Raw genomic sequence first — 20437 nt, forward strand, 5'->3', positions numbered from 1 at the left:
GCGTGAGGTGTTACGTATAACGTCCTCCGTCATACGTACCATGTGCGCTGTTCACGCGTCCAGACGAAAGAGCAGGCAGCCGGTGGCACGAGGCAGCACCCGCCCCACCAGCCGTGACGTCGCCCAGGCCGCCGGCGTCTCCCAGGCCGCGGTCTCCCTGGTTCTCGGCGACAAGTGGCGTGGGCGGGTGTCGGAGACGACCGCCGAGCGCGTCCGGGAGGCCGCGCGGGAGCTGGGTTACCGGCCCAACCTGGCGGCCCGCAATCTGCGCCTGGGACGTACCCGCACGGTGCTCCTGGTGGTCCCCGCGCTGACCACGGAGTTCTTCGCGGGCGTCTACACGGGCGCGGCCCGCGTGGCCGCCGAACACGGATTCGGTGTGGTCCTGTACCCCTCCCCCGAGGGCATCGGTCCCGCCCGGGACCCCTTCGCCTCCGCGCAGGCCGCCCTGGACGGCGTCATCGCCTCCTCCATGGCCGCCGACGCGCTCACCGCCATCCGCGGCGACCAGCTGCCCCTGGTGATGCTGGACAGCGACCCTTCCGGAAGCCTCGGGGCGGCCACGGTCAACCTGGACATCGTGGACGGCGTACGACAGGTCGCCGAGCACCTGCTGGGCCTGGGGCACCGCCGCTTCCTGCACCTGGCGGCGGACGTGCCGTCCTGGACCTTCGAGGTGCGCGCCCACGAACTGGCCGCACGGGTCGGTGCCGTGCCCGGCACCACGGTCCGCACGGCCCGCGCGCCGATCTCCATCGAGGGCGCCGTGACCGCCGCCGAGGCCGCCCTGTCCGTCCCCGGGCCACGGCCGACCGCGCTGGTCTGCGACGACGACAAGCTGGCCGCCGGTGCCTACAAGGCGCTGCGCCGCCTCGGCCTGCGGGTGCCCGACGACGTGTCGGTCACCGGGCTCGACGACCTCGCGCTGGCCACCGCCATCGACCCGGAGCTGACGACCGTACGGCTGGACGCGGAGCTGTTCGGCGAACGCGGGATGCGGGCCCTGCTGGCGGTCCTGGAGGGCCGTACACCCGAGGCCGGGGACATTCCCGTCGAGCTGGTCGTACGGGGCTCCACGGCGCCACCTGGCGCCTCCTGACGCGCCTGTGCCCCGGCCGAGGGTCGGCCGGGGCACTTCAGGTCGCGGTGGGCTAGGTCTCGTCGGGTTCTTCGGCGCTCTCCGCCTCGGTGGTCGCGCCGCCGGCCTCCAGCAGCCGGCCGAGCTGCCCGCCGACGATGCGCTTGAACTTGCGCTTCTGAGGACGCGTACGGTCCAGCACGGCCACCTCCAGGCGCTCCGCGGGGATCTCCCGCTCGCTGCCGTTGGTGTCGCGGGACAGCGCCTGGACGGCCAGCTTCAGCGCCCCGGCGAGCGACATGCCGTCCTCGTGACGCTGGTCCAGGTAGGTGCTGATCGTCTCGGCGTTGCCGCCGACCGCGACCGAGCCGTGCTCGTCCACGATCGAACCGTCGTGCGGCAGCCGGTAGATCTGGTCGCCCTCGGGAGTCTCCCCGACCTCGGCGACGACCAGCTCCACCTCGTACGGCTTCTCGGCCGCGCTGGAGAAGATGGTGCCCAGCGTCTGGGCGTAGACGTTGGCGAGACCGCGGGCGGTCACGTCGTCACGGTCGTAGGTGTAACCGCGCAGGTCGGCGTACCGGACGCCGCCGATGCGGAGGTTCTCGTACTCGTTGTACTTGCCGGCGGCCGCGAAGCCGATCCGGTCGTAGATCTCGCTGAACTTGTGCAGCGCGCGGGACGGGTTCTCGCCGACGAAGACGATGCCGTCGGCGTACTGCAGCACGACCAGGCTGCGGCCGCGGGCGATGCCCTTGCGGGCGTACTCCGCCCGGTCGGCCATGGCCTGCTGGGGTGAGACATAGAACGGCGTCGACACCGGTTATCCGTCCCTCTCTTCTGAGTTCCGTCGAATTCCCTGGATCACCTTGGTAAGAACCGGCCCGTCGGCTAGAGCAGCGCGGCGCGCGGGCCGTCGGGCTGCTCCAGGCGCCGCTCCAGGATCGAGCGGGCGATCTCGGAGGACTCGTCCTCGGCGAGGCGGCGGAAGCCGTCCTCGGTGATCACGGTGACGATGGGGTAGATCCGGCGGGCGACATCGGGACCGCCGGTCGCCGAGTCGTCGTCTGCCGCGTCGTAGAGGGCCTGCACCACGAGCATCGTGGCCTCGGCCTCGGTCAGGCCGCCGTGGAAGAGCTTCTTCATGGCGCCCCGGGCGAAGACCGAGCCGGAGCCCGTCGCCGCGAAGTTGTGCTCCTCGGAGCGGCCACCGGTGACGTCGTAGGAGAAGATACGGCCCCTGCCCCGGTCCACGTCGTACCCGGCGAACAGCGGGACCACGGCCAGGCCCTGCATGGCCATGCCGAGGTTGGAACGGATCATGGTCGACAGGCGGTTCGCCTTGCCCTCCAGGGAGAGCTGCGCCCCCTCGACCTTCTCGAAGTGCTCCAGCTCGAGCTGGAAGAGCTTGACCATCTCGACCGCGAGACCGGCGGTGCCGGCGATGCCGACGGCCGAGTACTCGTCGGCCGGGAAGACCTTCTCGATGTCGCGCTGTGCGATGACGTTGCCCATCGTGGCGCGGCGGTCACCGGCGAGCACGACACCGCCGGGGAACGTCACGGCCACGATCGTGGTGCCGTGCGGCGCCTCGATCACGCCCTGGGTGGGCGGGAGCTGCCGGTTTCCCGGGAGGATCTCCGGCTGGTGCTCGGACAGGAAGTCCATGAAGGAGGACGAGCCGGGCGTCAGGAAGGCAGCCGGCAGACGCCCGGTGCTACGAGGGTTGGCTTCCACGCGATTCCTTCCACGTAAGGCGGCGGCCCGACGGGAACGGCCGAGCCGATCATCAAATCTGTGCACGGACCATACCCGTGCGAACGCCGGTCATCCGTCCCGGCGACGACCTGCTTGCGCGGGCCGACTCCGGGACGGACAACGGGCGTTACTGACCGCCCTTTTGCACGAAGGAACGCACGAAGTCCTCGGCGTTCTCCTCGAGGACGTCGTCGATCTCGTCCAGTACCGAGTCGACGTCGTCGCTCAGCTTCTCCTGGCGCTCCTTGAGGTCTTCGGATGCCTGCGCCTCGGGCGCCTCCTCGACCTCCTCGGTGTTGCGCGTCGCCTTCTGCTGTCCGCCGCCGGTGTCCTTGGTCGCCATAACCCTCACCCCGCTCGGTTCGACGTTCTTGATCAGACCCTACAAGCAGGGTCCGACATCGGCCCCGCAGTTCCCTCAACGTCCGGGGACCACCTCGATGATTCCCGGACGGCGGGGATTCCACCCTGTGGGACCGGGTCGGCCCCGAGTACCCCCTCAGTTGCCCGACAGCACCCTGACCAGGTCTTCCGCCGTCCGACAGCGGTCCAGGAGCTCCTTGACGTGATTTCGCGTTCCGCGAAGTGGTTCGAGGGTTGGAACCCGCTGGAGCGAGTCCCGGCCCGGCAGATCGAAGATCACGGAGTCCCAGGAGGCGGCGGCGACGTCGTCGGCGTACTGCTCCAGGCAGCGGCCGCGGAAGTACGCACGCGTGTCCTCCGGTGGCTTCGTACGGGCCCGCTCGACCTGGTCGTCGCTCAGCAGCCGCTTGATACGGCCGCGGGCCGCCAGACGGTTGTACAGGCCCTTGTCGGGGCGTACGTCGGCGTACTGGAGGTCGACCAGGTGCAGCCGGGCGGCATCCCAGTCGAGATCGTCACGGCGCCGGTAGCCCTCCATGAGTTCCCGCTTGGCGACCCAGTCCAGCTCGCCGGCCAGGCTCATGGGGTCGTTCTCCAGGCGGTTGAGCGTGTCCTCCCAGCGGGCCAGGACGTCCTTGGTCTGCTCGTCGGCGTCCGCGCCGTACCGCTCCTCCACGTACTTGCGCGAGAGCTCGAAGTACTCCATCTGGAGCTGGACCGCGGTGAGGGTCCGGCCGCTGCGGAGCGTGACCAGACGCTTGAGCGTCGGGTCGTGGGAGACCTGGTGAAGGGTGCGTACGGGCTGCTCAACGGCCAGGTCGACGGCGATGAAGCCATCCTCGATCATGGACAGGACGAGAGCGGTCGTGCCCAGCTTCAGGTAGGTGGAGATCTCCGAGAGGTTCGCGTCGCCGATGATCACGTGCAGGCGGCGGTACTTCTCGGCGTCGGCGTGCGGCTCGTCGCGGGTGTTGATGATCGGACGCTTGAGGGTGGTCTCCAGGCCCACCTCGACCTCGAAGTAGTCGGCGCGCTGACTGAGCTGGAAGCCGTGCTCGTGCCCGTCCTGGCCGATGCCGACGCGCCCCGCCCCGGTGACGACCTGGCGGGAGACGAAGAACGGCGTCAGGTGGCGCACGATGTCCGAGAAGGCGGTTTCCCGCTTCATCAGGTAGTTCTCGTGCGTCCCGTAGGAGGCGCCCTTGTTGTCGGTGTTGTTCTTGTAGAGGTGGATCGGCTGCGCTCCGGGGAGCTGAGCGGCACGCTCGGCCGCCTCTGCCATGATCCGCTCGCCGGCCTTGTCCCACAGGACGGCGTCCCAGGGGTTGGTGACCTCGGGAGAGCTGTATTCGGGGTGCGCGTGGTCGACGTAGAGCCGCGCGCCGTTGGTGAGGATCACATTGGCCAGCCCGATGTCCTCGTCGGTGAGCTGGCTGGAGTCGGCGACCTCGCGGGCGAGGTCGAAGCCTCGCGCGTCCCGCAGCGGGTTCTCCTCCTCGAAATCCCAGCGGGCCCGGCGGGCCCGGTGCATCGCCGCCGCGTAGGCGTTGACGATCTGGGACGAGGTGAGCATGGCATTGGCGTTGGGGTGACCGGGGACGGAGATCCCGTACTCCGTCTCGATGCCCATTACTCGCCGTACGGTCATGCGGCCCTCCTTGCCCGGCGGCGCCCTCGGTCGGGGGCGCCGCTCAAGTACCGCTGGCGCTCCGGTGCGTGTGCGGTGCCCGTCCCCGCACTGCGCGACTCGGCGGTACCGAAGAGCCTAGAACGCCACTGCGCTGGTGGGGAGATCATTTGCGTCATTGCCTTGCTCCAGCATCGCCCGAAAAACAGTCGGCTGCGGGTACCCGGTGAGGGCACCCGCAGCCGCCCTGTCTTTTACAGGTACTGACCGGTGTTCGCCACCGTGTCGATGGAGCGTCCGGTGTCCGCACCCTGCTTTCCGGTGATGAGCGTACGGATGTAAACGATCCGCTCGCCCTTCTTGCCGGAGATGCGGGCCCAGTCGTCCGGGTTGGTGGTGTTGGGCAGGTCCTCGTTCTCCTTGAACTCGTCCACGCAGGCCTGCAGGAGGTGGGAAACCCTCAGGCCCTTCTGGGTGTGCTCCAGGAAGTCCTTGATCGCCATCTTCTTGGCGCGGCCCACGATGTTCTCGATCATGGCGCCGGAATTGAAGTCCTTGAAGTAGAGGACTTCCTTGTCGCCATTGGCGTAGGTGACTTCCAGAAAGCGGTTTTCCTCGGATTCGGCGTACATGTGTTCCACGGCCGTCTGGATCATGCTCTGGACGGTGGTGGTCCTGCTGCCACCGTGCTCGCCGAGGTCGTCGGAGTGCAGCGGGAGGCGCTCGGTGAGGTACTTGCCGAAGATGTCCTTGGCCGCTTCGGCGTCCGGACGCTCGATCTTGATCTTCACGTCGAGCCGGCCGGGTCGCAGGATGGCGGGGTCGATCATGTCCTCACGGTTGGAGGCACCGATCACGACCACGTTCTGCAGGCCCTCCACGCCGTCGATCTCGGCGAGCAGCTGCGGGACGATGGTGTTCTCCACGTCCGAGCTGACACCGGAACCACGGGTGCGGAAGAGGGACTCCATCTCGTCGAAGAAGACGATGACGGGGGTGCCCTCGCTGGCCTTCTCTCGAGCACGCTGGAAGACCAGGCGGATCTGCCGCTCGGTCTCGCCGACGTACTTGTTCAGGAGCTCGGGGCCCTTGATGTTGAGGAAGAAGCTCTTGCCCGTGGCCTGTCCGGTCACCTCGGCGACCTTCTTGGCCAGCGAGTTGGCGACGGCCTTGGCGATGAGCGTCTTGCCGCATCCAGGAGGCCCGTACAGCAGGACGCCCTTGGGCGGCCGCAGTTCGTGCTCCTTGAAGAGGTCGGGGTAGAGGTACGGGAGCTCGACCGCGTCGCGGATCGCCTCGATCTGGCCGCCCAGACCGCCGATCTGCTCGTAGCCGATGTCCGGGACCTCTTCGAGGACGAGCTCCTCGACCTCGCTCTTCGGGACGACCTCGTAGACATAGCCGGAACGAGGTTCGAGCAGCAGGGCGTCACCGGGACGGATGACGACGTCCAGCAGCGGCTCGGCGAGCCGTACCACCCGTTCCTCGTCGGTGTGCCCCACCACGAGGGCGCGCTCGCCGTCCTCGAGGATCTCCTTGAGGGTGACGATGTCGCCCACGCTCTCGTACTCCATGGCCTCGACCACGTTGAGAGCTTCGTTGAGCATCAGTTCCTGGCCGCGCCGGAGCTCGTCGACCTCGACGCTGGGGCTGACGTTCACCCGTAGTTTGCGGCCGCCGGTGAAGATGTCGGCGGTGCCGTCCTCATTCGCCTGCAGGAAGACACCGAAGCCGGCCGGCGGCTGCGCGAGCCGGTCGACTTCCTCCTTGAGAGCCACGATCTGGTCTCGGGCCTCACGGAGCGTGTTGGCGAGTCGCTCGTTCTGAGCGGACACGCCGGCCAGGTTGGTCTGCAGCTCGACGATCCGCTCTTCGAGAATCCTCGTGTGTCGCGGAGAGTCGGCGAGCTTACGTCGCAGGACGGCGATCTCCTGCTCAAGGTAGGCAATCTGCCCGTCGGGGTCCTCGGACCCTCGTCCCGGGCGGATGCCGCGGTTCATGTCGTCGTCGTGGGCTGCCACGGTCCTCACCTCCTCCAAGGGGAGCTGGACGCTTCCAGACCCTACCTGGGTGGGTGTCGATTGAAACCCCTAGATCAAAAGACTGTCGGGGTGTGTCCGATCTTCACCCTTGCGCTCTCCCTCACGCCAGGGGAATACCCACGGAACATGATTGGAAAGCTGCCGGAGGTAGGGTCAAAGTGTTCAACACCCGTCAGAGCTGGCCGGATTCCCGTTCGGCTCGACGCAGAAACGGCAGGAGAGATGAGCGTGCAGCAGCAGGCCGGGGCCGCCAGCGACGATCTGGAGGTCTGGATCGACCAGGATCTGTGTACCGGCGACGGCATCTGCGCCCAGTACGCGCCCGAGGTGTTCGAGCTGGACATCGACGGCCTGGCCTACGTGAAGGGCTCCGGCGACGAGCTCCTCCAGGACAAGGGCGCCACAACGCCCGTACCGTTGCCGCTTCTCACCGATGTGGTGGACTCGGCGAAGGAATGTCCGGGCGACTGCATCCACGTTCGCCGCGTTTCGGACAAGGTCGAGGTCTACGGCCCTGACGCCGAGTGACAACGGCACCACAAGCCGTTACCGCTGTCTGATATCTCACACGTCGGGGTTGCGCGGTTCAGACGTTCTGTGCCCCGGCGGGTGTCGAGCGGACGAACGCGCCGTTCTTCCACACCCACTTCGCGCTGTCCTTGACGTCCGGGCAGCAACTGGGCACGTCAGCGGACGAATAGCCGAGGAGCGTCGCGAGGACGGCTCCGTCCCGGAGGGCGAAGTCGGTCACGGTGCGTCGGTCCTTGGGGTCGACCAGGGTGGCGACCACCCGGGGCTTGCCGCCGTCCGCCGCCCGGGTGAGGACGTACACGCCGTCGGGCGGGGTTCCCATCGCCGCGTCGCAGTGCACCACGACCGCCGTCTCCGGCCTGCCGTCGCCGTCAAGGTCTCCGGAGGCCTTCTTCACCACGAGCTCCTTGACCCGACCGCACTCGATCGGGAAGTCGACGCCCGTGGGGTCGAGGGGCCCGGTGACGGCCGGGGCGCCCTTGGTCTCCGGGCCGGCCGCCTGGGCCGCCGTGGCCGCGTTGGGTTGCAGGACCGAGGAGAGGGCCACGACCGCGGCGACCGCCGTCGCGGTGGCGACCCAGTGGATCGGACGGGTGTGGGTGTGTGCCAGTTCCGGGACGGCGGATTGCTGCACTAGGAGTGTCTCCCGTGGGGCTGTACCGGTGGGGGTGGCCTGCATGGTGCCACACGTCACAGTGCGAGGGAACGGCGGGGTGGCAGTTCACAGTCCACTGGCTCCGCGAACCGGGCCGGGGCGTGGGTGTTACGGATTCTGGCTCCGCGTCAACGTGGATACGCCGCGGCCGAGTTCCCGGAGGTGCCCGGGAACTCGGCCACGGCGTTTGTGCGTTGTCGCGGCACGACGCCGCCCTGCAGGCCGTGCTCTAGCGGCCTGCGCCCGCGTCGGCGTTGGGGCCGGTGTAGTCGTCGCCGTAGGCGCCCTTGGCGGGGCGGCGGCGGCGCATGGGCGGCTCTACGCCGTCGGCGAGGCGGCGGGCGGTGAGCAGGAAGCCGGTGTGGCCGATCATCCGGTGGTCCGGGCGGACGGCCAGGCCCTCGACGTGCCAGTTGCGGATCATCGACTCCCAGGCGGACGGCTCGTTGAAGCAGCCGAACTCACGGATGGACTCGACGGTCCGCGCGAGCTGGGTGGTGGTCGCCACGTAGCAGCACAGGATGCCGCCGGGGACGAGCGCCTTGGAGACGGCCTCCAGGCACTCCCACGGGGCGAGCATGTCGAGGATGACCCGGTCGACGTCGGGGTCGCTCAGGTTGTCCTGGAGGTCGCCGACGGTGAGCTGCCAGGCCGGGTGCGGGCCGCCGAAGTAGCGCTCCACGTTCTGCCGGGCGATCTCGGCGAAGTCCTCGCGGCGCTCGTAGGAGTGCAGCATGCCCTGGTCGCCGATGGCGCGCAGCAGGAAGCTGCTGAGCGAGCCGGAGCCGACGCCGGCCTCGACGACGCGGGCGCCGGGGAAGATGTCGGCGAAGGCGAGGATCTGCCCCGCGTCCTTCGGGTAGACGACGGCTGCCCCGCGGGGCATGGACAGGACGTAGTCGGGGAGCAGGGGGCGCAGCGCGAGGTAGGCGACGTTCCCGGTGGTGCGGACAACGCTGCCCTCGGGAGCGCCGATCAGTTCGTCGTGCGGGAAGGAACCCTTGTGGGTGTGGAAATTCTTCCCGGCCTCGAGCGTGAACGTGTAGTGGCGGCCCTTGGGGTCGGTCAGCTGAACCTGGTCCCCGACCTTGAAGGGCCCGCGCCTGCGGGCGGCACCGGTCGGTTCGGACATGTGACCAGCCTACCGGCGTTTGGGGGAGGCGCCGACCACCCGGTGTTCAGCTCGGGCGGGCCATCGCCTTCACGAAAGCCCGCTCCACGTCGGCCGCCGACAGGACGCCGTAGATCTCGCCGGTCTCCTCGACGACCAGGTACTCGGTGGCCGGCGTGGTGCGCAGGGCGTCCAGGAGGTCCTCGCCCGCCAGCTCCGCGGAGACCCGCATGCCCTCGGTGAGGTCCTGGGCGAGGCCGCTGACGGCGACCCAGGGGCGGCGGTGTTCCGGTACGCCCACGATGGCGGCCTCGCGGACGAGCGACAGCGGGTTCCCGTCGGCGTCGACGACGACCAGGGCGCGTGCGCCGGCGGCGTTGGCGCGGCGCAGGGCCTCGGAGAGCGGGGTGTTCGTCTCCACGGGGACCGCGCGGCGGGTGAGGTTGCGGGCGCGCAGCTCGGGCAGGTGTTCGCGCAGGCGGGCCATGCGCAGGCTGTTGCCGGCGCCGGTCCAGATGATGGCGGCGAGGATCGCGGCGAGCAGGGCGTCCATGACGGTGTCCATGCCGACGTTGTCCTCGGCGTTGGAGCCGAGCGCCCCGGACTGGGTGAGCAGCGGCAGGCCGATCAGGACACAGACGGCGAGGGCGCGGCCGACCCAGGCGGCGGCGATGGTGCCGCTCATCGGCTTGCCGGTGAGCTTCCAGACGACCGCGCGGAGCATACGGCCGCCGTCGAGGGGCAGGCCGGGCAGGAGGTTGAAGGCGGCGACGATGAGGTTGGAGATCATCAGGCCGGCCAGCAGCACCCCCGGGACCGTGCCGGGCTCGACGGGCAGCAGGGCGAGGTAGAAGAGGCCAGAGAGGACGAGGGAGAGCAGCGGGCCGACGAAGGCCAGCCAGAACTCCCGCCCCGGTGTCTCGGCCTCCTTCTCGATCTCGGAGACCCCGCCGAAGAACTGGAGCTGGATGCGGCGGACGGGCAGCTTGAAGCGGAGAGCCGCGACCGTGTGGGCCAGTTCGTGGATGAGCACGGAGGCGTAGAAGGCGACCGCGAAGAAGAGCGAGACCAGGTAGCGGGCGGCGCCGAGCTCCGGCAGCACGCGGTCGAGCTGACCGCCGAACACCCAGGTGATCAGGGCGGCGACGAGGAACCAGCTGGGCGCGACATACACCGGCACCCCGAACGGCCGCCCCATCAGCAGCCCGCCGCCGGGCCCGGGTTCCCGGGGGCGCCTGGGCTGACGGCCCTTGGCGAGACCGGAGCGGGCGAGGGTGCGGTCGCCGGCGGATGTGTCGTGGTGGGGGTCTTCCCCGGGGTGGGGGGTGGCGCCGGGCGCCGGGTCACCGGCTCCCGCGTCCCCCGCGTCTCCCGCTTGACCTGCGGGTACCTGCGTCTCGGGACCCCACGGATCCTGCCCGCGCTCTGCGGAACCACGGACTCCGGAACCCTCGGGCGCGGAGGCCTCGGCGTCGCCGCCGGGTTCCGCCGGGCCCTGGGCTTCGGAGCCGAGGCCCGCGGCGGCCTGGCTGCCGGATCCCTGCGCCTCGGGGCGGTGCGGTGGGAGACCGGCTGCCGCCGCGCCCTGCGCTTCGGGGCCGTCGGCTCGCGGAGCCGTTGCTCCGGTGCCGGAATCCGCGGGCCCGCTGCCTTCGTGACCGCCGACTTCGTGACTGCCGGCTACGTGGCCCTTGACTTCGGGGCCCTTCACTTCGTGGGGCTGAGTCTGGGCCTGGTGCCCCTCTGCGTCGCTGTCCGTAGCGGCGTCCCCTGTGTTCTCCCCCTGGGGCGCGTCCAACCGTCGTACGACCATGGTCGGTTCGTCGGGTGGAGTGGTCTCGTCGGTGCCGGTGCGCTTCGAGGCCGGGTTGGGGCGTGCGGGGTCGGGGGCCGGGGCCGCAGGTGCTGCGTGGTGCTCGGCCGACTCGTCGTTGCCGGGCCGCGGCCGCCCGCTACCGCCGCTCTCGTCCACGGTGTCCCCTCGTTCGAAGCGTCTCCCGTGCCTGCCGGACGGGAGGGTCTCGGGTCGATGGTATGCGGCCGTGGCGACGCGTTCCGCCCCGGCACCCCCGTGTTTCCCCCGTCGTCGCACCGGCCACGACCGTGACTGGGTCACTGTCAGTGGCGGGCCGTATGGTCTGTCGTCATGGAGACGAGCACAGAGGGCGTCACAGCGGCCACCGGCGGCGACACCGCGGACGTGGAGCAGCCGGTCACGGCCGAGCCGGCGGCGACGGCAGAGGCGGTGGACAGCGCGGCCACGACGGTCCCGGTCCGGTCCACCGCCATAGCGCCGGCCTCCCTGTCCCCCTCGCGTGCCAGTGACTTCATGCAGTGCCCGCTGCTGTACCGGTTCCGGGTGATCGACCGGCTGCCCGAGAAGCCGAGCGAGGCGGCGACCAGAGGCACGCTGGTGCACGCGGTGCTGGAGCGGCTCTTCGACGCCCCGGCCGCGGAGCGGACCGCGCCCCGCGCCAAGTCGCTCATCCCCGGTCAGTGGGACCGGCTCAGGGAGTCTCGCCCAGAGGTCGTCGAGCTGTTCGCCGACGATCCGGAGGGCGAGCGGCTGACGCGCTGGCTCGGCGAGGCGGAGCGGCTGGTGGAGCGCTGGTTCACGCTGGAGGACCCCACGCGGCTCGAGCCCGCCGAGCGCGAGCTGTTCATCGAGGCCCAGTTGGACTCCGGGCTGAAGCTGCGCGGGATCATCGACCGGGTCGATGTGGCGCCCACCGGCGAGGTGCGGATCGTCGACTACAAGACGGGCAAGGCGCCCCGGCCCGAGTACGCCGAGGGTGCCCTGTTCCAGATGAAGTTCTACGCCCTGGTGGTGTGGCGGCTGAAGAACGTGATTCCGCGCCGGCTGCAACTCGTCTATCTCGGCAGCGGTGACGTGCTGACGTACGACCCCGTCCTCGCCGACCTGGAGCGCGTCGAGCGCAAGCTGCACGCGCTGTGGGAGGCGATCCGGGAGGCCACGGACACCGGCGAATGGCGGCCCCGCCCCACCAAGCTGTGCGGCTGGTGCGACCACCAGGCGCACTGCCCGGAGTTCGGCGGCACTCCCCCGCCCTATCCGCTGGCGGTGAGGGCGCCGGAGTCCCAGGACGCTCCGCAGGGCAGAATGGGGCCGGACTAGCGAAGGAGACTTACGTGGCCATCCGCGTCCTACTGGTCGACGACCAGCCGCTGCTGCGCACCGGCTTCCGGATGATTCTGGAGGCCGAGCAGGATCTCGCGGTCGTCGGGGAGGCCGGAGACGGCCTCCAGGCTCTGGACCAGGTGCGGGCCTTGCAGCCCGACGTGGTTCTGATGGACATCCGTATGCCCCGGATGGACGGTGTGGAGGCGACCAGGCAGATCACCGGGCCCGGGCGGGACGGCCCGGCCAAGGTGCTGGTGCTGACCACGTTCGACCTCGACGAGTACGTGGTGGAGGCGCTGCGCGCGGGAGCCAGCGGTTTCCTGCTCAAGGACGCCCCGGCCAACGAGCTGGTCCAGGCGATCCGGGTGGTGGCCTCGGGCGAGGCGATGCTCGCACCGAGCATCACGCGCCGGCTGCTCGACAAGTACGCCACGCATCTGCCGTCCGGCGAGGAACCGGTCCCGGACACGCTGCACACCCTCACCGACCGTGAGGTGGAGGTGCTGAAGCTGGTGGCGCGCGGCCTGTCCAACGCGGAGATCGCCGCCGACCTCTTCGTCAGCGAGACGACCGTCAAGACGCACGTCGGTCACGTCCTCACCAAGCTGGGGCTGCGCGACCGGGTGCAGGCGGCGGTGTACGCGTACGAGAGCGGGCTGGTGCGCCCCGGCGCGCAGTAAGGGGTCCTTTCACTATGAGCGTCCGATCAGGTCGCGTGGTCTGGTGCCGTGCATCGCAAGGCGCCGGAGCGGCCTCGATGGGGGTCCCCCCGCGCGAGGTTGTTCGAGCGTGGGGGAGGAGCCACGTGGGCGTTTCGGCAACGCGGCGAGGTGCGGTGCCAGACCACGCGACCCGGACGGGCATAGTGAAAGGACCCCTAAGGGCGTGCAGATCTTCGACTCGTAGGTTTCCGGTCGATGGTTCGTTGGTCTGGCATGAGCGCGTTGGATGGGCAACGGGCCGTGCCGGCGGCCAAGTTCGAGGCGTTTCTGCCGCACCTCGACGAGCGGCGGCGTCGCCTCGCGACAGGGGCGGAGGCCCAGTTCCTCGGCCACGGTGGGATCAGGGCCGTCGCCAGTGCCGCCGGTGTCCGCGAAGCCAATGTCTCCGTCGGGCTGCGGGAACTCGACTCCGGCCAGGCTCCGTCGGGACGCGTCCGCCGACCCGGCGCCGGCCGCGAACGCGTCGTCGACCGGAACCCAGCCGTTCGGGAGGCACTCCTGACGCTGGTCGAGCCCGACGTCCGCGGAGATCCCAGGTCGCCGCTGCGCTGGACCACCAAATCCACCCCCGCACGCTCGCCGAGCGGAAGGGGGGCACAGCCCAGGTGGGCAGGGCGGGCCCCGGAGCCGCGGCGGCCCCGGCGGCCCCGGCGGCGAGGGTCAACAAACGACGTCGGGTGGGGCTCGTGACGGTGCCGTCTTCGCGGTCCGTGCACGACTACTTTCCCGCGGGGGTGCTGTCCGGCGGGGTGGCCCGGTGCGGTTCCACGACCGGCAGCCACACCCGCACCGTCGAAGGCCCGCGGTTCGCCCAGGAGTGGTAAGGGACCAGGACGATCTCCGTGCGGTCGGCGGACGGCGCGGCGGCGGTCGCGTCGAGCGGCCGGTAGGGCCAGGTCCCGTCGCGCTGTACGTCGTACGCGGTGATCTGCCCGGCGGTGACCACCGTGCCGTCCGTCCCGTCCTCGGGCGGGACGGACGCATCCACCCGGATCACGTCGACCTCGTGTCCGTCCGGCAGGTCCACGGACTCGGCGCAGTACACCAGCGGCCCGCGTTGGACGGCGACCGTGCCGCGGACGGCGTCGACACGGGGGTCGGCGCGGATCCAGCGCGGCCGTACGGGCAGTTCGAGCCGGATCTCGTCACCGGGCCGGAAACGGCGGGTCACCTCGGCCATGCCGGGGGGCACGGTACGGCGGGTCCCGTCCGGGTCGACCAGCCATGCCGTGGCGCCCGCCGTCCAGGCGGGGACGCGCAGCGACACGGTCCAGGGGCGGTCCGACGACGACCGGTCGATGCGGACGGTCACGTTCCCGCCCGTCGGGTAGTCGGTCCGCACGCGCAGCGCGACGCCGTGGCCGCCTGGGAGCGAGGTGGCGATCTCCGCGTCCGCGTACTGGTGCAGCTGTACGCCGTGGTCGTCGGCCGTCGCGAGGTACGCGGGCAGCTGGGCCAGCGTCCGCGCCACGTTGGTCGGGCAGCAGGACACGGCGAACCAGGGCGCGCGCAGGCTGGACTCGGCGCGCGGGCTCACCGCGTCCACGGCGGGCACGGCGCCCCGGTGGCGTCGGTGCAGGGTGTTGGCGTAGAAGAAGGCCCGGCCGTCCTGAGCCGGGGACGTCGCGACCACGTTGAAGAGGGTCCGTTCGGCGAGGTCGGCGTAGCGCGGCTCGCCGGTGGCCAGCAGGAGCCGCCAGCTGAGCATCACGGAGGCGACGCCGGCGCAGGTCTCCGAGTAGGCGCGGTCCGGCGGGAGGACGAAGTCGTCACCGAAGGACTCGTCCCGGTGGTGCGAGCCCATGCCGCCGGTGAAATAGGTCCGTCGGGCGACCGTGGCCTCCCACTGGCGTACGACCGCGTCGAGCAGGTCGTCGTCCCCGGTCTCCACGGCCACGTCGACGGCGCCGGCCGCGAGGTAGAGGGCGCGGACGGCGTGGCCGCGCAGCACCGTGGCCCGTCGTACGGGCAGGTCGTCCTGGTAGTAGACGCGGCCGAACTCGCCGTCGGCGAGTGTGCCGTGGCCGCGGCGGTCGATGAAGAGCGCGGCCTGGTCGAGGTAGCGCTGCTCCCCCGTCAGCCTGGCCAGTTCCACCAGGGCTGTCTCGATCTCGGGGTGGCCGCAGACGCCTTCGATGCCGCCTGGCCCGAAGGTGGCGCAGACATGGTCCGCCGCCCGTCGGGCGATCTTCGCCAGTTCGCCCTCACCCCGGGCCCGGGCCCAGGCGACGCCCGCCTGGATCAGGTGTCCGTGGCAGTAGAGCTCGTGGCCCCATTCGAGGTCGCTGTAGCGGGGCGGCTGTCCGGGGTGGCCGAAGGCGGTGTTCAGGTAGCCGTCCGGTTCCTGGGCGAGCGCGACGGCCTCGGTGAGTGCGGCGATGTCCGTGTCGAGCGTGCCGGCGGGGCCGGCCTGCCAGGCCATGGCTTCGAGGAGCTTGTAGACCTCGGAGTCGGCGAACTCCCGGCCGCGCCGGTCCCGGTGGGCGCGGCCCTGCGCTGCGGCCCGGAAGTTGCCGGTCCAGCCGAGGCGTTCCATCCAGTCGCGGCAGTGTTCGAGGGTGGCGCTCTCGTTGGTGTGCCGGCGGCGGGCCCAGAAGCCCCCGGTGATCCTGACCTCGTCGAGACCGAGCGGTCGCAGCCTGCCGCGGGTCGGTGCCACCGGCAGGACGAGTGACCCCACTGGTGACCCCACTGTGTTCTCCTTCACCACTTCATGCCTTCGGTTCGTCCCTTCGGTTGTCCGGCCGGGTCGTCCGGCCGGATGGTTCGGCCACGTCGTGCGGCCAGGTCATCCGCGCGTCGGCCCTCAGCCCTCAGCCCTTGAGCGCGCCGGACATGAAGCCCCGTATGTAGTGCCGTTGCAACAGCAGGAACAGGAGGAGGCAGGGCACGGCGAGAACCACTACGCCCGCCTCGGTGGCGCCGTAGTCGACAGCTCCCATGCTCTGCTGCCGCAGATTCGCGACGGCCAGTGGCAGCGGCGCCTTCTCGTTGTCCGAGATGAGGATCAGCGGTGCGATGAAGTCGTTCCAGGCCGCGAGGAACGCGAAGAGACCGACGGTGATCAGTCCCGGTCGTACCGCCGGGAGGAGGACCCGCCGCAGTGCACCCGCCGTGCCGCAGCCGTCGACCAGCGCCGACTCCTCCAGTTCGCGCGGCACCGCCTCGAAGGAGATCCGCATCATGAAGGTGGCGAACGGCAGTTGGAACATGGCCAGGACCAGGCTCAGCCCGATCAGCGAGTTCTGCAGGTGGAGCCTGCCGAGCAGGACGTAGAGAGGGATGAGGAGGGTGGCGTACGGGACCATGAGGATGGCCAGGGTGAGCAGGAACAGCAGGTTCTTGCCGGGGAAGTCGAAGCGGGCGAAGGCGTAGCCGCCCAGCAGTGACACTCCGAGGGTCAGGACGACGGTCAGCGCGGAGACCACGGTGCTGTTGAGGAGGTACCGCCACAGGCCGGCGTCGTAGTCGAGCAGTGTGCGGTAGTTGCCGAACCCGTAGCCGGATTCCTGTGCGGTGCCCGGCTGTCCGCTGACGGAGGCCCAGGCGTTCCACAGCAGCGGGAAGAGGAAGATGACGGCCAGGCCGCCGGCGACGACGACGTAGGACGTCCGGCCGAGGGTGCGGGTCAGCACCGTGGTGTCCCTTCTCTCGAGGTACGCCTCATGACTCGTCGGCGTGGCGCAGAGCGCGGAACTGAAGGGCGTTGAACAGGAGCAGTACGGCCAGCACGAGGATCGACAAGGCGGCCGCGGTGCCGAGGTCCATCCGCTGGAAAGCCTCGCGGTAGATCAACTGGACGACGGTGACGGTGCTGTTGTCCGGTCCGCCCTTGGTGAGGATGAAGAACTGGTCGAAGGCGAGCAGCGATCCGGTCACACACAGCAGCAGCGTCAGGGCGAGGGACGGCCGTAGCAGCGGCAGCGTGATGGAGCGGAAGATCTGGCCGCGGCTCGCGCCGTCCATGCGGGCGGCCTCGAACACGTCCTGGGGAATGCGCTGGAGGCCCACGAGGAGGATCAGCATGTAGAAGCCGGCGAACTTCCAGACGATCAGGAAGACCGTCGACAGCAGGGCGGAGGTCGGGGTGCCGAGGAAGGACACCGGGTCGTCGACGAGGCCGAGTTCTTCGAGGATGCGGCTGAGCGGGCCGGTGCTGGGGCTGTACAGGCCCCAGAACAGCAGGGAGGCCGAGGCCAGTCCCAGGGCGCCGGGCAGGAAGTAGACCGTACGGAAGAAGCCCGTCCCGGGCCGGGACTCCTGCACCAGCAGGGCGAGGCCGAGGGCGAGTCCTAGGAGTACGACCGTGACGATCACGGTGTAGAGGAGGGTGAAGCGGACCGCGGGCCAGAACAGGGTGCTGTCGGTCGCGTCGGTGTAGTTCTCGGGGGCGTTGAGGCCCCGGTCGCCCGCGAGGAGCGGCCAGTCACTGAGCGACATCTGCCCGACGAGCAGCAGCGGAAGCAGGAAGAACACCGCGACGAACACGGCCGTGGGGGCCGCGTAGGCAAGGCCCTTCGCTTGACGGGATCGCCATCGGGGCGGGGTGGTGCGGGAGGGACGGGCCCGGCGTTCCGGCCGGGTCCTGGGTTCGGCCGCCGCTGGGTCGGCTGCCTTCACCTGCATGGCTCTCCTCTGCCGTGTGACGTGGGAAGGGTCTGCCGGAGCCGGGTGACGTTCAGTCGGTGAGTGAGGCGCTGACCGCGTCGTTGTCCTTGTCGAGGGACGACCCGTCGCCGAAGACGGCGTCGCGCATCAGTTTCAGCCACGGCCCGTTGGGGTCGTTGAAGGTCTGGCCGAACTTCAGCGCGTACGGGGTACGGCCGTCGGCCACGAGTTCGTTGATCGTCACCAGCCGCGGGTCCGCCTTGGAGTACTTGTTGGACGCGAGGTCGGTGCGCGCCACCACGTCCTTGTGCGCGGCGACCACCTCGACCTGTGCTTCGTCGCCCAGTGACCAGGCGAGGAAGTTCCAGGCCTGGTCGGCCGACTTGCTGGTGGCGGAGATGCCGATGGCGTCACCGCCGACGAAGGTGGACCTGCCGCCGTCAGGTCCGGGGATGGGGGCGACGCCGAGGTCGAGGTTCTTGGGCATCAGCCCCAGGGTGGTCGACGGCATCGGCATGACGCCGACCTTCCCCTTCGGGAAGACCCCGGTCCAGGTCGTGCCTGTCTCCTCGCGTGCGCCGGGGGCCACGATGTCGTCCTTCACCCACCCGCGGTAGGTGTCGTAGACCTTCCGCGCGGTGTCGGAGGAGAGCTCTGCCTCGGTTCCGTCCTTGTTCAGCACATCGTCGCCCGCGGCCCAGATCGACGGCCACCAGGTGAAGACGCCACAGCCGCCGCAGTTGCCGCCGAAGAAGGTGCCGTCGACGCCCCCGCCCAGCGCGTCCACGGCCCGTGCCTGCCGGTCCCACTCGCTCAGGCTGGTGGGTGGCTTGTCGGGGTCGAGCTTGGCCTTGCGGTAGAGGTCCTTGTTGTAGAAGAGCACCGACAGGTCGAGGGTGTGCGGTACGACGTACTTCTTGTCCTCGTAGGTGCCGGCCTTGATGTGCGACTGGGCGAGGTTCTCGGCGAAGGGCAGGGCGTCGATGCGTTCGGTGAGGTCGGCGAACAGTCCGTTGGAGGTGTAGTTCGGGACGAACACCACGTCGGAGGCGAACAGGTCGGGCAGGTCCTTGGACCCGGCGGCCGCTCCGACCTTGGCCTGGTAGTCGTCGGTGGGGACGACGGTCAGCTCGATCTTGTTCTTGTGGCCCGCGTTGTATGCCTTGACCAGCGCCTCGCTCTGCGGCCGGGTCGCCGCACGCGTCCACATCGTCAGCGTCGCGCCGTCGTCGACGCCGTCGGCGTCCGCCGCCCCGCTGCCTCCCCCATCGCCCGAGCCGCCCTCTCCCGACCCGCACGCCGTGGCCAGACTCGCCGCGGCGAGCAGGGCGACGGCGCCGGTGACGAGACGGCGTACACGTCCACGTGATCCGACCGTGCTCCCCATGTTCGCTCCCCCTCTTGGCGCGGCAGGCCGTGCCCGGCCGGCCGTCGGGACGATGGATCCGATGGCTGTGGTGGCGCTGGACCGTCAGACGGAAAAAGACCGAAAAGGAATTCTGGAACGCTAGAACTCGACCCGGTGCTCGTCAATCCCTTTGCACAGAGCCGGTGTCGACGGATCATCGCAAGGCAGTGCACATCCGCGTCCGAAATCTTTCGCGTACTGTTTTACGCCTGACGTGTCAGTCCCGACGGCCCCGGCACGCGACACGAGACAGGAGCACCCATGGCACAGGCCACCGACCCCTCTCGTTCGCAGCCCGCCACGCTCACCGACGTCGCCCGGTTGGCGGGCGTGTCCGTCGCCACCGCGTCCAAGGCCCTCAACGGCCGCAGCCAGGTGCGTGCCGAGACCCGGCAGCGGGTCATCGACGCGGCCGAGCGGCTGTCGTTCCGGCCCAACCAGCTGGCCCGCGGTCTGCTCGCCGGGCGCACGGGCACCGTCGGTCTGCTCACCAGCGACCTGGAGGGCCGGTTCAGCATCCCGATCCTCATGGGCGCCGAGGACGCCTTCGGAGCCGGCGAGGTCGCGGTGTTCCTCTGCGACGCCCGTGGCGACGCGATCCGCGAGCAGCACCACGTCCGCGCGCTGCTGGGCCGCCGGGTCGACGGCCTCATCGTGGTGGGCAGCCGCACCGATCCGCGTCCGTCCCTGGGCCGCGAGTTGCCCGTCCCCGTCGTCTACGCGTACGCACCGTCGGAGGATCCGGCGGATCTGTCCATCGTCCCCGACAGTGTGGGCGCCGGCCGGATCGCCGTGGACCATCTGCTCGCCTGCGGCCGCAGCCGGATCGCGCACATCACCGGCGACCCCGGGTATCTCGCGGCGCAGGAGCGGGCCTTGGGCGCCCGGTCCGCGCTCGCGGACGCCGGCCTCACCCTGGTCGGCGAACCTCGGTTCGGGGTGTGGTCGGAGGGCTGGGGACGGGCGGCCACCGCGATGCTGCTCGACCAGCACCCGGACGTCGACGCCGTCCTGTGCGGCAGCGACCAGATCGCTCGCGGCGTCATGGACGTGCTGCGCGAGCGGGGCCACCGGGTGCCGGAGGACGTGGCGGTCATGGGCTTCGACAACTGGCAGGTCCTCACCTCCGCCTCCCGCCCACCGCTGACCAGCGTCGACATGAACCTCGAACAGGTCGGGCGGGCGGCCGCGCACGCCCTGTTCAGCGCGATCGCCGGGGCCCGGCGCTCAGGCGTGGAGACCCTGCCCTGCCGAGTGGCGATCAGGGGGTCCACCGCGCCGTTGTCCTGAGCGCCGCGGCCGGTGCCCTGTGGCCTCTCGCGAACCATCTTGACACTTGCGGGGACCGCACTTACGTTGCGAAAACCTTTTAGGTCGTTTCAGCGCCTCCCG

Annotated in this window: 17 protein-coding genes and 1 pseudogene; 6 read left to right on the forward strand and 12 right to left on the reverse strand. The window is 70.1% G+C overall.

Translation table 11 applies throughout. From position 1 onward, the window contains the following. Positions 1–82: 82 nt before the first annotated feature. On the forward strand, positions 83–1099 hold the full coding sequence (locus ACZ5XS_RS37880; protein ID WP_468659209.1) for a LacI family DNA-binding transcriptional regulator: 1017 nt from the start codon (positions 83–85) through the stop codon (positions 1097–1099). Positions 1100–1151: 52 nt separating this feature from the next. Here ACZ5XS_RS37880 and prcA read toward each other — a convergent pair whose 3' ends face one another. From prcA to arc, 5 genes are all read right to left on the reverse strand, one after another. Next, positions 1152–1898: a proteasome subunit alpha gene (gene prcA, locus ACZ5XS_RS37885; RefSeq protein WP_217239761.1), complete on the reverse strand. Its 747-nt coding sequence runs from the start codon at positions 1896–1898 to the stop codon at positions 1152–1154. Between the two features lie 71 nt (positions 1899–1969). Further along, on the reverse strand, positions 1970–2815 hold the full coding sequence (gene prcB, locus ACZ5XS_RS37890; RefSeq protein ID WP_468659211.1) for a proteasome subunit beta: 846 nt from the start codon (positions 2813–2815) through the stop codon (positions 1970–1972). A gap of 148 nt (positions 2816–2963) precedes the next feature. After that, positions 2964–3179: a ubiquitin-like protein Pup gene (locus tag ACZ5XS_RS37895; protein WP_030038375.1), complete on the reverse strand. Its 216-nt coding sequence runs from the start codon at positions 3177–3179 to the stop codon at positions 2964–2966. Between the two features lie 156 nt (positions 3180–3335). Then, on the reverse strand, positions 3336–4847 hold the full coding sequence (gene dop, locus ACZ5XS_RS37900; protein WP_468659213.1) for a depupylase/deamidase Dop: 1512 nt from the start codon (positions 4845–4847) through the stop codon (positions 3336–3338). Between the two features lie 233 nt (positions 4848–5080). After that, positions 5081–6847, reverse strand: coding sequence for a proteasome ATPase (gene arc, locus ACZ5XS_RS37905; protein ID WP_217239763.1), 1767 nt, complete (start codon positions 6845–6847; stop codon positions 5081–5083). Between the two features lie 243 nt (positions 6848–7090). On the opposite strand from arc, the gene ACZ5XS_RS37910 reads away from it, so the two are divergent. After that, complete coding sequence (locus ACZ5XS_RS37910) at positions 7091–7396, forward strand: ferredoxin (protein WP_217239764.1); 306 nt, start codon at positions 7091–7093, stop codon at positions 7394–7396. Between the two features lie 58 nt (positions 7397–7454). On the opposite strand, the gene ACZ5XS_RS37915 is transcribed toward ACZ5XS_RS37910, so the two are convergent. The 3 genes from ACZ5XS_RS37915 to ACZ5XS_RS37925 form a co-directional block, all read right to left on the reverse strand. Next, complete coding sequence (locus ACZ5XS_RS37915; RefSeq protein WP_468659216.1) at positions 7455–8033, reverse strand: hypothetical protein; 579 nt, start codon at positions 8031–8033, stop codon at positions 7455–7457. A 250-nt stretch (positions 8034–8283) separates the two neighbouring features. After that, positions 8284–9186, reverse strand: a complete 903-nt coding sequence (locus ACZ5XS_RS37920) for a tRNA (adenine-N1)-methyltransferase (RefSeq protein ID WP_217239766.1) — start codon at positions 9184–9186, stop codon at positions 8284–8286. Between the two features lie 46 nt (positions 9187–9232). Beyond that, positions 9233–11137, reverse strand: coding sequence for a site-2 protease family protein (locus tag ACZ5XS_RS37925; RefSeq protein WP_468659218.1), 1905 nt, complete (start codon positions 11135–11137; stop codon positions 9233–9235). 174 nt (positions 11138–11311) lie between these two features. Here ACZ5XS_RS37925 and ACZ5XS_RS37930 point away from each other — a divergent pair, with 174 nt between their 5' ends. The 3 genes and pseudogenes from ACZ5XS_RS37930 to ACZ5XS_RS37940 all read left to right on the forward strand — a co-directional run. After that, positions 11312–12301, forward strand: coding sequence for a RecB family exonuclease (locus ACZ5XS_RS37930; protein ID WP_468659220.1), 990 nt, complete (start codon positions 11312–11314; stop codon positions 12299–12301). A gap of 14 nt (positions 12302–12315) precedes the next feature. Next, entirely contained in the window at positions 12316–12987 is a 672-nt protein-coding gene (locus ACZ5XS_RS37935; RefSeq protein ID WP_030038367.1) for a response regulator, read from the forward strand. A gap of 255 nt (positions 12988–13242) precedes the next feature. Next, positions 13243–13596: pseudogene (locus tag ACZ5XS_RS37940) on the forward strand (ISAzo13 family transposase); the annotation flags it as partial. Positions 13597–13747: 151 nt separating this feature from the next. Here the strand turns inward: ACZ5XS_RS37940 and ACZ5XS_RS37945 are convergent. From ACZ5XS_RS37945 to ACZ5XS_RS37960, 4 genes are all read right to left on the reverse strand, one after another. Further along, positions 13748–15721 (reverse strand): glycoside hydrolase family 127 protein, encoded by a 1974-nt coding sequence (locus ACZ5XS_RS37945; protein ID WP_468659222.1) that lies wholly within the window; start codon positions 15719–15721, stop codon positions 13748–13750. Positions 15722–15842: 121 nt separating this feature from the next. Next, complete coding sequence (locus tag ACZ5XS_RS37950; RefSeq protein ID WP_468659224.1) at positions 15843–16664, reverse strand: carbohydrate ABC transporter permease; 822 nt, start codon at positions 16662–16664, stop codon at positions 15843–15845. Between the two features lie 28 nt (positions 16665–16692). Next, on the reverse strand, positions 16693–17655 hold the full coding sequence (locus tag ACZ5XS_RS37955) for a carbohydrate ABC transporter permease (RefSeq protein ID WP_468659226.1): 963 nt from the start codon (positions 17653–17655) through the stop codon (positions 16693–16695). A gap of 52 nt (positions 17656–17707) precedes the next feature. Then, complete coding sequence (locus ACZ5XS_RS37960; RefSeq protein ID WP_468659228.1) at positions 17708–19024, reverse strand: ABC transporter substrate-binding protein; 1317 nt, start codon at positions 19022–19024, stop codon at positions 17708–17710. A 282-nt stretch (positions 19025–19306) separates the two neighbouring features. Between ACZ5XS_RS37960 and ACZ5XS_RS37965 the strand changes: the two genes are divergently transcribed. Further along, positions 19307–20335 (forward strand): LacI family DNA-binding transcriptional regulator, encoded by a 1029-nt coding sequence (locus ACZ5XS_RS37965; protein WP_468659230.1) that lies wholly within the window; start codon positions 19307–19309, stop codon positions 20333–20335. Positions 20336–20437: the final 102 nt, after the last annotated feature.

This window comes from Streptomyces sp. NPDC033131, assembly GCF_055578365.1.

Coding starts and splice junctions, on each gene's coding strand:
- ACZ5XS_RS37965 (WP_468659230.1), top strand. CDS start 19,307: ATGGCACAGGCCACCGACCCCTCTCGTTCGCAGCCCGCCACGCTCACC.
- ACZ5XS_RS37930 (WP_468659220.1), top strand. CDS start 11,312: ATGGAGACGAGCACAGAGGGCGTCACAGCGGCCACCGGCGGCGACACC.
- ACZ5XS_RS37910 (WP_217239764.1), top strand. CDS start 7,091: ATGAGCGTGCAGCAGCAGGCCGGGGCCGCCAGCGACGATCTGGAGGTC.
- dop (WP_468659213.1), bottom strand. CDS start 4,847: ATGACCGTACGGCGAGTAATGGGCATCGAGACGGAGTACGGGATCTCC.
- ACZ5XS_RS37920 (WP_217239766.1), bottom strand. CDS start 9,186: ATGTCCGAACCGACCGGTGCCGCCCGCAGGCGCGGGCCCTTCAAGGTC.
- ACZ5XS_RS37895 (WP_030038375.1), bottom strand. CDS start 3,179: ATGGCGACCAAGGACACCGGCGGCGGACAGCAGAAGGCGACGCGCAAC.
- ACZ5XS_RS37960 (WP_468659228.1), bottom strand. CDS start 19,024: ATGGGGAGCACGGTCGGATCACGTGGACGTGTACGCCGTCTCGTCACC.
- ACZ5XS_RS37955 (WP_468659226.1), bottom strand. CDS start 17,655: ATGCAGGTGAAGGCAGCCGACCCAGCGGCGGCCGAACCCAGGACCCGG.